Origin of the sequence: Pseudonocardia hierapolitana (assembly GCF_007994075.1) — a bacterium.
Lineage (GTDB): Bacteria > Actinomycetota > Actinomycetes > Mycobacteriales > Pseudonocardiaceae > Pseudonocardia > Pseudonocardia hierapolitana.
On the sequence record NZ_VIWU01000001.1, the window covers coordinates 6172724 to 6184823 of the forward strand.

Sequence of the window (12100 nt, forward strand, 5' to 3'; positions counted from 1 at the left end):
GCTCGGCGACGGATGGCGGGCGTGGGCGAGGCGGACCGTTCCAGGGTGACCACGGCATGGGACAGTACCTGCGCATATGCGAAGGTACAAAGACAGTCAGGTAGTTGTGGTCTCCGCTACCCTCGGAACGTGCACGGCACCCTGCCCGACTTCGACATGCCCGGCGACGACGAGGCCCGCGCCGCCGCCGAGCGTTTCCGGCTGCTCGCCGACCCCACCCGGGTGAAGATCCTCTGGGCGCTGTCGCAGGGAGAGACCTCGGTGGCCTGCCTCGCCGAGCTCGTGGGTGCCACCCCCACGGCGGTCAGCCAGCACCTGTCGAAGCTGCGCCTCGCCGGCCTCGTCCGCGGACGCCGGGACGGCACGTTCGTGCACTACACGGCGGTGGACGACGACGTCGCGGCCCTGCTCGCCGCGGCCCTCGGCGCGCGCCCGGCCGCCCGCTGATCCCTCGGAGGTGCGCCTGAGCGCCCTCAGCACGGCCAACGGCCGCATCTCGAATTGATCGTGCCTGTGGCGACGCAGGGCGAGGCGTTGTCGAGCGCACGGCACCCGTCATTGCGGGAACGGTTCACCGTCGCGGCTGGCGGGTTCGTGCCGCTGTGGTGAGCCTGTGCCATCGAACCGGCGAACATCCCGCCACGACGAGACAGCGACGAGGAAGCCATGAACCGCTTCGAGAAGGCCCTGTACGAGACGATGACGCCGACCGCCGAGCTGCTCGAGCGGACGACCGTGCCCCTGCACCGGGCGATCCTGCTGAACTTCTGGCGGCACGTCCACCTGGAGGGATCGGGCCAGTTCGACAAGATCGTCGCACCCGACATGATGGTGGACCACCCCGTCTACCGGGTCACCTGGGGCGCCCACCCGGCCGTGATCGAGGGCAAGGACGGCGTCGTCGCGTTCTACAACAGCGTCGGCAACTCGGTGCTGTGGAACTCCGACGACCGCCTCGCCGTGGCCGACTGGGGCGTGGCCGACGAGCTGACCTTCCACCAGCTGGCGAAGGGCTCGGACCTGCGAGCCGTCGGCTACGACGACGTCCCGGACGCGGACAAGCTCTACCACGTGTCCAGCCGCCAGGCGTTCATCTGGCCCTACGACGAGCGCGGCCGCCTCGCCGGGGAGCACCTCTACGAGGATCCGACCAGCGTGCAGCTGGAGGAGGTGGACCCCGCCGAGGCGATCACGGCCGAGCGGGTCCGCGAGATCCACCTGGAGCTGCTGGCCAAGCTCGAATCCTCGCGCGGCGAGCGGTTCTGGGTCCTCGAGAACCAGTAGCGCTCATCCGTTCTGCCCTCTCCGGATCGGGTCCTCGGACCCCCGTCGGAGCCAACGGGGTCGTGGGGGCCCGCTTCCGGCGGCGGTTCACGATCCCATGACGAGCACGGCGACGGTCACCGCCACCGCGATGACGGCCGCCACGGTGAGAGCCGCCGTCCTGGTGCCTTCCGCCTGCCTCCTGCGCGTCGCGGCGGTTCGGCGCAGGCGGGCGGTGTAGGCCGCCCCGGCCACGAGGAGCAGGCCGCAGCCCACCAGCGCGAGGGGAACGGCGAGCGTGTCCGGGAAGTACTGCCCGACCACCGCGGGCACCGTGAGGAACGTGCCGACCGCGCCGACGCCGAGCAGGACGAGCTCACGCAGCCACGCTCCGGCCGTCACCAGTGCGATCACGGATCCGACGGCCAGCACGGCGCCCCAGCCGGTCTCGACGGCGAACTGCGACCCGACCACGAGGGCGGTGCCGCCCAGTGCGTACGCCACGTTCCGCGCGGCGATGACCCGGCCCCAGCCGAGCACCGCCCATCCGGCGCCGACGCCCCACACCGCGAGGCCCGTCACCGCGTCGTCGTCGGCGGGCAGGTGCGCGGCGGCGGCTCCCGCCGCGACCGCGAGCGCGGCGAGCAGCGCGGCCTGCTGCAGCACCCCGCGGTGGCGCCACCAGAGCACGGCGGCGTAGGCGGCGGTGCCGGCTGCGGCCAGCAGCGCGATCGACTCCCCGCGCAGCTGGAGGACCTCGTCGCCCAGCAGGGCGAGACCGGTGCCGAACAGGGCCGCCGACAGCAACCAGCACACACCGCGCAGCCGACGCCCCACATCAGCGCGCCGCGCGGGGACGGCGGCGCCGGTCGCGAGCAGCAGCGCGGCGGCACCGAAGGCGATGCCCAGCCGTCCGCCGACGCCGATCTGCGACCAGTAGCGGTCGGCGACGGTGACCGCGCCGACGAGGACCAGCACCGCGCCGACGTAGCCGAGTGCCTCCGCCACCATCGACGCCCGGGACGCCACCGCCGGGCGCCCGGCCGGAATGCTCTCGGCGGCGAGGATGCGTTCCGCCTGGTCCGAGGTGATCAGCCCGCTGTCGACCCAACGCCGGACGCCGGCGGCCAGGTCGGGGCCGTCACTGTCCGATGCCGGTGAGGTCATGGGTGGATGGTGGCCGCCTGCCGGCGGCTGCGCAGAGCCGGGGGCTTCCGCCGGATGTGGACCGGTCACCGCAACGCGAAGAGGCCCTCCACACGGTGTGGAGGGCCTCTTCGGAAAGGAATCTCAGTCCAGGTAGTCGCGCACTACGAACGAGTCAAACAGCATGCTTACCTGCGGAAATGCTGTCCGGTTGGGAGCGGCATGCCGTGCGATATCCTGGACTGAACCTTCGGGCTGACTTGGGACGTCAGGCGGCTTCCAACGTCGACTAGGCCTACTCGCAGAGGAGCGTCCGCGGCCATGTAGGCGCCCTTGCGGCCATTGCGAAGACGTGGATCATCCTGGGCCGAGGGGGCGTCGCGGCTCAGGGGCCAAGATCTGGACGAGACGACTCTTGATCTACGGGTACCAGTCCCGAACGATCTGGAGATGCTGTGGTCAGGTTCCTTTCGAGGTGTGCGAGTCTCGACGCCGGGGCTTGCCACCGTCTAGATCGGGACAAGTAGCAGCCAGGTTACGAAGGCGCCGCCGGCGATCGTCCCGGCGATGAGTGCCTTTCGGAAGCAGGTGTACTTGTGGCGGACGATCCGAGCGAGGGTCTGGGCCTGGATCCAGCCTTCGGCGCGGACGGCCGCGGGGTCGGAGTCGGTCAGCTGGCTGAGGTCGGCGTCGGCGAGGTGCGGGAAGGCGAAACGGCTTGGCGCGGTGTTGGTGAGGCGGGGTTTTAGCGCGCGGAACAGGTAGATGCCGGCGGTGAGGAGCGCGAGGGCGCAGACGGCGAGCGATGCGAGCGCGATGCTTCCGCGGGTGTCCATGCCCGCGAGTAGGACCGTTTCAACGCGAGGTCGCTGCCGAATCGCGCCGCCGGTCATCACGGTCAGAGCGGCGGCCAGCAGGCCGATCTTGGTGTCGGCGTTGTTGACCCAGGGGCCGATGGTGGTGAGTGCGAGGAACACGTCCTCGTTGCCCTTCGGCGGGGAGGACCCGGCGGATTGTCTCCTACGCGGCCGCACGGGGCTGATATCCGTCGGTGGGCCAGGGACCGCCGAGGCACCAATCTGTGTAGGCGGCGAGCCAATGTGCGGCCCAGGCGATGGCGGTGGCGCTGGTGTGGAGGTCGGGATCCCAGTCGGAGATGTCGGCCACACACAGGTTGCCGCTGGCGTAGAGATGCTCGGCGCGACGGAAGCCGCGGCGTCCCTCATGTCGGCCCAGCGCGCGTGGGAGCACGGGGACCACGTGCGGCAGTCCGCCGCCCGGATCGCCGACGACGTGGATCACGAATCGGCCCCGCCCGGTGTCGATGGTGCCGCGCCAGTTGTGTGCACCGTCGGAGTCGTCGAGCTGGAAGTGGGGGAAGGCGTGACCGACGGCGGAGATGTCGGTGCGGCGGGCCGCGGGATCCTGCCACCAGGCGTTGCGGATGTGGAGGGTCGGCGGATCGTCGCCGCCGTGGAAGGTGTGTCGCTCGACCGATGTGGCGGCGCCGCTGGCGATCGCGGCGGTCGCGGCGCGGCCGGTGAGGATGCGGCCGTCGATGCTGACGCCGCGGGGGACGTCCAGGCCGACGCGGCGCAGCAGGCTGGGCAAGGTCATCGGGTTCTCCTGGTTCAGAGGATGCGCACGCGGCTGATCGGGGCACCAGCGAGGTCTTCACGGGTTCCCTGCAGCTCGGGTAGCAAGGAACGCCACCGGAAGTCGTAGAAGGCGTAGGTCTTCTTCTGGTAGTCGCGCTGGTAGACCTTGGGGCTGTTGGAGTGCTCGACCAGCAGGCTCTTGTCGGGGATGAGATCTGCGAGGCCGGCGCCGACGACCAGTTCCCAGCTGTTCGCCGTCTTCTCGCACTTCGCGGCGAAGTTGGCGGCGAAGCCGATGACGTTGACCTCACTCGTGCCCGCGATCCCGGTGCGCTCGAAGTCGAGGCGTCCGTGGTCCGCGCCGGCGCGGAGTTGCACCGGTGCGAGGCCGTCCAGCTTGAGCAGGTTGTTGAGTGCGCCCTGGGTGGCGTCGAGGGCGAAGGCGCAAGCGCCCAGCGCAGCGCTCGTGTCCACGTCCGGGTGCCGGCTGTCGGGGCCGCCGAAGCAGGCGAACACCCCGTCGCCGCGGAGTCCGAGGACGTGCCCACCGAAGTCGTGGACGACCTCGGTGAGTTGGGTGAGCACTGCCCGGGCGAGCCGCACGACATCGTCGGGGCAATCCCAGAAGGTGCGGGCCGTGAACGCCGACAGGTCGAGGAACGCGACGGCGGCGTCGCAGTGTCCTCGTTCACCGAGCCCGAGGCCGGCGAACGCGGGGTGCCCCATCGGTCGGGCCATCTGCTCGATGGTCTCGGCGGCCGACGCGCGGACGCTCTCACTGAGGGACTTCTCCGCCAGGCCGAAGGACCGGTAGGCCCCCATGACGTCCCGAGCGAACGCGGTGCTGTCCGACGGCATGGTTCAGGCCACCGCCGTCTGCTGGTTGACACTCGCGAACCGGTCGTGTCGCAAGATGCGGGTCTCCGCGTGGTCGACGAAGGGCATGGGTTCGCCGCGTCCGAGGGTGAAGTGCGTTTGACGGGTCCTACGGTCTGCGTGGTTGTCCACGGTGGTGACCTTCCTGATCGCCCTGAGTTGCCGGGGAGCGGCACGCTGACCGTAGCTGTTGCAGCCAAGATTCATCGGCACGCGGCTGTGACCCGCGCGGTGTGTTGCAGCAAAGCTGCGACGAGCGGCTACAGTCGCGCCGTGCCTGACTCGAATGGCCGCCCATGACCGGGCCCCCCGACGGCCAGCCCGTCGAGGTCGAGATGCTGGATGTGTCCCAGCTCGGCCGGCTTGTGCGCGAGCGCCGGGGTGGCCAGTCGCTTCGGCTCGCCGCCTCCGAGGCCGGCGTCAGCTTCAGCACGATGTCGCGCGTCGAGGCTGGGGCTCAGCCAGACCTCGCGTCCTTCACCCGACTCTGTGCATGGCTGGGAATGCCGCCCAGCCGATTCTTCACCCCCGTCGCGGCCCGCCCCGCGGAGCCCCTGGATCAGGCCATCGCGCATCTCAGCGCCGACCCGCGCCTGAGTACGGACGCGGCGAAGGCCATCAGCGGCGTGCTCAGGGAGATGTACGCCAACCTGGCGAAGACCGCTGCACCGTCGAAACCGGTGGTCGCGTGTCACCTGCGCGCTGCGTCGGTGATGCGGCCGGGTGTGCCCCAGCGATTGGGAGCGTTGCTCGCCGACATCCACAGCGCGTTGGAGGACTTGGTGGTTCGGGAAGCGGGCCGGTGACACTTCCACGCGGCTTCAAAGCTCAGGCGGAGCGGGAGGCGCAGCGTCTGCGAACCGAACTTGCGCTCACCGCAGGGGACCCGCTACCGCTCGATCGACTGGCTGCACATCTGGGGATCACCCTCGTCAGTGCCGACCAACTCGTTAACCGCAGTCGCCTGGAAGAGATCGAACGTCTTCAGGCCTTCGCGTTCTCCGCCGCCACCTTCGAGGTCCAACAGCGTCGTTTCGTGGTGACCAACCCATTGCGGACGCCGGGCCGCCTCGCCAGTGACGTCGCCCACGAGATCGCTCACCAGCTACTCCGGCACGACCTCAGCGAGATCCGGGTGATTGAAGGCGTCCCCTTCCGCACCTGCAAACCGGACGAAGAGGAGCAGGCGACCGCCTTCGGCGGCACCTTGCTCCTGCCTCGCCCCCTGCTGATGCGTGCGGCTCTACGCGGAGACGGGCCGGCCGAGATCGCCGCGACCTTCGGCGTAACGATCGAGATGGCCAGATTCCGCTACAACACCACCGGGGTTGCACGGCAGGTCCAACGACGCTCAAGCTGAACCCACCGGCAGCACGGCCACGGGACAGGCAGTGTGGAATCAATCATGGTGCGAAGCCCGGTTGGTCGGTGTGACTTATGGCGTCTCAGCCGGCGGTCGTGTTGCTGTTGTCGCAGGTAGATGGCCTAGTTGATCGTGTCTCCTCGCTTTACACCCGAGCGGTCGCAGGTTCGAACCGGCTGAACCCACCACGGTCTTGACCAGCACGCACGCCCGGACAAGCTGTCCGTCTCGACTTGCTCGCTCAACGCCATGGGTGTGCGGCCTATGCGCCACCTGCTCCTTTCGTTCGTCTGTGTGTTCACTGCGACGGTTGGGTGATCGCCGTATCTCGCTCGTGAGGCAGCGTCTCCTTTCCCGGACGAGTTGAACGGAGACTCCACATGGCCGATGAGCCCCGCCTCAACGAGGATTTCCCGATCCGCGAGAGCCTGTCCCCGCCGGTGATCCGCCGGCCGGTGGTCGAGTGTGCGGAGGCGCTGGCGCTCTCCGGCTTCGTCCCCCATGCGGTCGTGCGGGTGTTCACCGATGTCGGCGAGCTGCTCGGCGAGGAGAACCCGCCCTTCGGGTTCACGGACGTCCCGCTGCGGCGACCGGTGGCCCTCGGCGAGCGGCTGGTGGCGACGCAGACCGTGGCGAACGTCGACAGCGGACCGTCGAGTCCACCGGTGGTGGTCGGAGCGCTGCCGGAAGGGCAGATCCGGGACCGGGCGCCGCGGGTGGCCGACGGGTTGGTCGAGTGTGGCCGGGTGGTCCCGGTGAGCGATCTCGTGCCGGGCTGTCGAGTGCACGTCGAGGAGAACGGTATCGAGGTCGGGACCGCCGTGGCGGCCAGCGACCGGGTGCCGGTGGTGACCGCGGCGCTACATGCGGGCGGCGTGGTGACGGCCCGCCAGGTGGCGTGCGAGGGCACGGGCCACGAGATCGCGGGATCGTCGTCTGCGCCCGTGACGGTCACCGCTGCGCCGGTGCCGGCCCCGAGCCCGGTGGTCGACACGGCGTCGCTCGTGGTGGGCAACGACGCCGTCACGCTGCGCGGGCTGCTCATCGGGGCGGGTGTGGAGGTCACCGACTCCGGCGCGACGGTGTCGTCGGGGTGGCTCGCGACGGCCGCGGCGAACTTCTTCCCGGTCACCCCGCCGCTGACGGGCGGGCCGGTGAGTGGGACCCAGGAGCTGTGCGGCAACGTCAGCCCACCCGCGCCGCCAGAGCGACCCGAGAAGACCCTGCGCGCCCCGATGGTGCTGGGTCCGATCTGCGCGGGCGCGCGGTTCGTCGTGGTTCGTGACACGGTCATCAACGCTGTCGTGGTCGTCCTCCGCAACGGCGTTCCCGCGGCGTACGGCGGCGCCGCACCCGGTGACGTCGCCCTGCAGCTGGGCGGGGGAGCGTCGCTGTCATCGGGGGACACGATTACGGCGGTGCAGTACCTCGGCCCGATCGTCAGCCCGGTGTCGGCGCCGGTCGTCGTGGTCAGCAGGCTGCGCGCGCCGAGCGTCGAGATCCTCGGTGGGAACCCGTTCTTCACGGCGAAGCCGGGGGAGCAGGCCATCGAGGGCCCGGTCTTCCCCCGCGGCGTCGGCGAGGGCCCGGTGATCGCGGTGCAGTCATGTTGCACCGACGGTCTCCCCCGGGTGCGGATCCTCGGCCCGGACGGTGACATCGTCGCCGAGCCGGAGGTCGTCGAGGTCTTCCCGGGTTACGCGACGACTCGCTGGACGTGGCCGCAACCCGCGAACGCCGTGCGGGTCGGCCGGTACACCGTCGTCGCAGAGTCGGCCTGCACCGAACAGGCCGCGGAGGTCCCGTTCTTCGTGATCTTCGATCCGGCGACCATCGGCGGGCCTGCGCGGTTCTCGTTCGACCCGACGGCAGTGTGGTTCGGCGCGCGCACCAACGCCGTCGCAGGCCTTCACTACTACCTCCACCCGAGCGACGTGCGGATCTTCGGGCCTGCCCTCGCCGCGGTCAGCGGCGGGACAGACTCCTTCAGCGCGGCTGTGCGGGTCGCCCGGACGGAGGAGGCGTTGCTGGCCTACTCGCTCAACTACCACACCCAGGACACGATCGACCTCATCACGAACTTCTCCGAGGCCCAGTGCGCCGACGACGCCTGCCTGCTCGTGGCGATGCTGCGCGCCATTGGGATCCCGGCCCACCCCGTCACGGCTGATGCCGGCCTGGAAACGGGCGCCGCGAACTGGACCTTCGACACCTGGGTGGAGTTCCTGGCCCCCGATGGAGGCGGCGCCGTCGAGTGGCGGATCCTGCATCCGCACGAGTACCCGGGCATGCAGCCGGAGTCCCGCCGGACGTTCGGCACGACCCGCGGGGTGGCAGTGAAGTCGTTCAACGACGTGATCGTCATGGCGGGAGAGACGTGGGCGGCGGCCGCATTGGACGACGGCTCATCCGATGTCACCTACGGCCGCAACGACTGCGGCGAGCCCCAGCAACAGGTCACCCGCGCCGCGTGGGTCGACGAGCTCTGCGAGCAGGGGTACTGGCCCGACCCGCACTGGGACTGCACGGGGGTGCGGAGCCGCGGGCTCGCGGCGGGCGCCGGGGTGCGGTTCGCGGGCGGACCGCCCGACTTCGGCGGAACCCTGGAGGGCACGCTCGAGGTCGGCAACACGGGGCCGGACCGGGAGTTCGGCACGTTCGTTGTCGAACTGGTCGGGAGCCGCGCGGAGAGCAAGGCCCCCGCCGACACGGTCTACGCCACCACCGAGCTTCGTGTCGCGCTCGATCCGGCGGGCACGGTCACCGTGCCCTTCCGGTTCGACCTCCCGCCCACGCTGCCCCCCGCAGAGCGGTTGCTGTTGCGGGGCAGGCTGGACGGCCGGATTGCCGTCGAGCGCGAAGTGCGCCTGACACCGCGGGTTGAGGGCAGCGTCGACTGGCCGCACCGCCACGTCCTGGGGGAGGCCTCCACGCTGCGGATCCGGGTGGTCAACCCGACCGACGCCGTCGCACGCGACGTCGTCGTCCGGCTCGATCCGCTCCACGCGGTGGCGGCCGAACGCGTCGTCTGGACCCTCGGTGACCTGGGCCCACGCGAGGAACGGGAGATCACGACCGGGGTCACCACTGTCGCGGGCCTCGACTCCGGAAGCGTGCACGTGAGCCTCGCCAGCGCCGAGGGCGGCGGGGGGATCCTCAGACATCCGATCCGGATTGAGGCTCCGGAGGCGCCGACGGACGCGGGCCCGGGAGCCATCGCGCGGTGACCGATCGCCGCGGCCTGTCGGCCACGCGGATCCGCCAGGATCCTGCGCTTGGAGCGGCACCCTTTGACAGGCACGTGTCAACGCGGGCCGTTGAGCCGGTCGATCCGCGCGAGTAGCTCCATCCTGTGTGGCCTCCTTTGTGGCCTCAAACGTTGGCGGCCGGCGTGCTGAGCTGTGCACAGGGCGGTAGGCGCGCCCCGTGGCACGTGATGTGGCACGAACTGGCGCTGAACGGTGTTGAATCGGCCCATCAGCGGGGCCGACCTGATGGACGATGTCGCAGGTAGGGCTCTGGAAGACGCGGAATGACTGTCTTGTAAGCGGTAGGTCGTCGGTTCGATCCGACCCTCGGCTCGACTCGATCGGTGGCGCGGGCCCGTGCGCACCGTTGAGTCCAGCGAAGTCGAGGAGCGCGGCGACCCCGCTGGCGGTGCGGTGTCACAAGGAACGTTTTCGTTAGGCCCCGCCCGAGGATCCGGCGATCTGGCGGATGGTGACGATCTGTGGCGCCCATTCGGAGGGGTTGCAGGATGACGCCGGTGTTTGTGTCACGGGTCTGCCGGTCGCCTGGCCGTTTGACCGAACTCGCTTGTTAGAGCCCAGCAAACCATGCCGTGTCGAGACCCGATTGCCGCGCACGCGAGCCGCGCTAGCTTCGCGGCCTCCGATCGAGGTCCGCACCACATTGCTCGTACGCCAAGGCGAAGGCACCAAGGCGCCGGAGCCCCAGTCCGTGGGAAATATCACGCCTAACGCCGCGGCCCGTCCTTGCGCTGCCTGGCGGCAGTGACGAGTCGGGAAGTTCCCCGGATAGCACGGCAGAGGATGTAGTTTAAGAGATAGATAAATACGCGACCGAAGGGAACAGCTAGGCATCCCAAGCGGGAAAACGCGCTGAGGCGCTCGCCCAGCAACTGAAGATGAATGGAGAGTGGGTTATAGGTAGAACCAGTCACGTGTTGGGCGTATACCCACCTGATATTGTATTGCGCCGCTTTGGCAATCAAATTATCGACGTGTTCCGGGTCCGGCGCCGTGTGGCCTATAATCGCGAGTCGCCCAGCCGCTATCGATGCGGCGCCCGTTGGCGTAGGCGTTGCTCTATCTCTCACCCAGCCCGGCGGCGGCCAATTAGCGTCAAAAGTAGGAGGATTGTTAGGGTCTTCAGAATGCACTGATCCCTCTTGAATCACGACGACAGCCGGATCCGTTTGCTCCATGAACTCCTCAGGGGGGATGGTGCCCGGGTTGAGGACGACGACAGCACCGGGATGACGATCGCGCACTTGCTGCACGAGCGCAGCGGCATGGTCCACACGGTCCGGAAGTAGCTGGTCAATAAAGATCCCGGCGACTTCATATGTGGCGAACCACCGGTCAACGTCTCCCATTATGTCTGTGGTTCTCGGACAGAGGGGTGGCTCTACCTTGGTATTGTCGTAGCAGTCATGCACGTAACCCAAAACTGAAGCGCACACTCCATTTAGTTTTCCGATAACTGCTTCGTAGTCCGGGTTTGCTTCGGTGAAATGGCCGTCCTCGTGGTTAACCACTACCATCATCTGGCCAGACGTCAATATTCCACCGACATCTGTGAGAGTATCCCAAGCCTCATCTCCTTCGCTCGGGTAGTCATACGCTGGAACCAGCAGGCCAGACGGTTCATTTGACATCTCGGCTCTCCACATGCGTATTCGAAGTCTCCTCATTCCTCCAAGGGACTCCTACGGGCGGCCGCCCACCGAGTTGGCGGGCGTGCCCTTAGGCCGCGGCTCGCGCTTCGTCGTACGCGAGACTGGTCACATCATTCGATAGGGCCTCACCCTGGACTAGTTGCGCCACCGACCTGCTCGGCTACGCGGTTAGAACCGGATGCGGCGGCTGCGTCTCCGGGGATGGGCGAAAGGTGTCAGGCGGGAGGCTCTGTTAGATCCGGAGGGATGCGGAGATCAGTTCGCAATCTCACGGCACTGACCGGGCCCTGCCGTGACGATGCTACGTCTCGGAGGAATCGTGTGCCTCTCCTACTATCTCAATACGCGGGACGTTAACTGTCGCAGGCCAGACTATCTCGACGTGATAGAAGAAGCGCGACAATTCTGGGCCGGACAGATCGCGGATCTCGTCCGGGACGTCCATCTCTACTGTGCGTTGGCCCGGCAGTTGGACCAACTCTGCAGAGGGCATGTCTCCGTTGGCATCGTTCGCACGTTCAGCATCAATCTGGGCGGCGAGGATTCGACCGCTCATGTCGACGATTGCCGTCACTCTTGCCATGGCCTAGGCAACCCCTCCGCCTTCGAGTTGATAGCGGCATCCCGACGTCCCATCATTTCGAATAAGGGCACGGTACTCGTAGTCCCTACCGGTCTCCACGCACCGGTAAATGGGTGGGCCATTTTCGATCACCTGTCCGATCTCGCACAGCAAATGTTTCCCGACCCGCTCTGTCATGAGCCAGTCGTCGGACTCCCCGAGGACTGGATGAGCCATCGCCCATTGCGCTCCTCTGTCGGAGCTCCCAGCCGGCCACCAGAACCTGTGGATTATTGTAGCGCCTGGGGCGATGAACGTCGTATTGCTAACGCGCCATCCCACGATGTCACCTCTCTTCTCCTGCGCACCTG

The 12100-nt window shown here is 68.3% G+C and carries 11 protein-coding genes; 5 read left to right on the forward strand and 6 right to left on the reverse strand.

Annotation, left to right across the window (positions count from 1 at the left end):
• Positions 1–129 precede the first annotated feature (129 nt).
• Together FHX44_RS29465 and FHX44_RS29470 are read left to right on the forward strand one after the other, a co-directional pair.
• Positions 130–447 carry an ArsR/SmtB family transcription factor gene (locus tag FHX44_RS29465; RefSeq protein WP_281287921.1) on the forward strand — a complete coding sequence of 106 codons (318 nt, stop codon included), beginning with the start codon at positions 130–132 and terminating at the stop codon, positions 445–447.
• 219 nt (positions 448–666) lie between these two features.
• Positions 667–1284 carry a hypothetical protein gene (locus FHX44_RS29470; RefSeq protein WP_147258770.1) on the forward strand — a complete coding sequence of 206 codons (618 nt, stop codon included), beginning with the start codon at positions 667–669 and terminating at the stop codon, positions 1282–1284.
• Positions 1285–1371: 87 nt separating this feature from the next.
• On the opposite strand, the gene FHX44_RS29475 is transcribed toward FHX44_RS29470, so the two are convergent.
• The 4 genes from FHX44_RS29475 to FHX44_RS29490 all read right to left on the reverse strand — a co-directional run bounded on the left by FHX44_RS29475 (position 1372) and on the right by FHX44_RS29490 (position 4865).
• The gene (locus FHX44_RS29475) at positions 1372–2430 is read right to left on the reverse strand and encodes a DUF2157 domain-containing protein (RefSeq protein ID WP_147258771.1); all 1059 of its coding nucleotides are present in this window, start codon (positions 2428–2430) and stop codon (positions 1372–1374) included.
• Positions 2431–2918: 488 nt separating this feature from the next.
• Positions 2919–3386, reverse strand: a complete 468-nt coding sequence (locus tag FHX44_RS29480; RefSeq protein WP_147258772.1) for a Pycsar system effector family protein — start codon at positions 3384–3386, stop codon at positions 2919–2921.
• Positions 3387–3429: 43 nt separating this feature from the next.
• Complete coding sequence (locus FHX44_RS29485) at positions 3430–4026, reverse strand: type II CBASS E2 protein (protein ID WP_147258773.1); 597 nt, start codon at positions 4024–4026, stop codon at positions 3430–3432.
• A gap of 14 nt (positions 4027–4040) precedes the next feature.
• Positions 4041–4865, reverse strand: coding sequence for an adenylate/guanylate cyclase domain-containing protein (locus FHX44_RS29490; RefSeq protein WP_212612702.1), 825 nt, complete (start codon positions 4863–4865; stop codon positions 4041–4043).
• Positions 4866–5179: 314 nt separating this feature from the next.
• On the opposite strand from FHX44_RS29490, the gene FHX44_RS29495 reads away from it, so the two are divergent.
• From FHX44_RS29495 to FHX44_RS29505, 3 genes are all read left to right on the forward strand, one after another.
• A complete protein-coding gene (locus tag FHX44_RS29495) occupies positions 5180–5689 on the forward strand; it encodes a helix-turn-helix domain-containing protein (RefSeq protein WP_147258774.1) in 510 nt (169 codons plus the stop codon).
• Entirely contained in the window at positions 5686–6243 is a 558-nt protein-coding gene (locus FHX44_RS29500) for an ImmA/IrrE family metallo-endopeptidase (protein ID WP_170309089.1), read from the forward strand. Before FHX44_RS29495 ends, FHX44_RS29500 begins: the two co-directional genes overlap by 4 nt.
• A gap of 383 nt (positions 6244–6626) precedes the next feature.
• A complete protein-coding gene (locus tag FHX44_RS29505; RefSeq protein ID WP_147258776.1) occupies positions 6627–9473 on the forward strand; it encodes a transglutaminase family protein in 2847 nt (948 codons plus the stop codon).
• A gap of 749 nt (positions 9474–10222) precedes the next feature.
• Here the strand turns inward: FHX44_RS29505 and FHX44_RS29510 are convergent.
• The gene (locus FHX44_RS29510) at positions 10223–11146 is read right to left on the reverse strand and encodes a spherulation-specific family 4 protein (protein WP_170309090.1); all 924 of its coding nucleotides are present in this window, start codon (positions 11144–11146) and stop codon (positions 10223–10225) included.
• A 322-nt stretch (positions 11147–11468) separates the two neighbouring features.
• Complete coding sequence (locus FHX44_RS29515) at positions 11469–11741, reverse strand: hypothetical protein (protein WP_147258778.1); 273 nt, start codon at positions 11739–11741, stop codon at positions 11469–11471.
• Positions 11742–12100 lie beyond the last annotated feature (359 nt).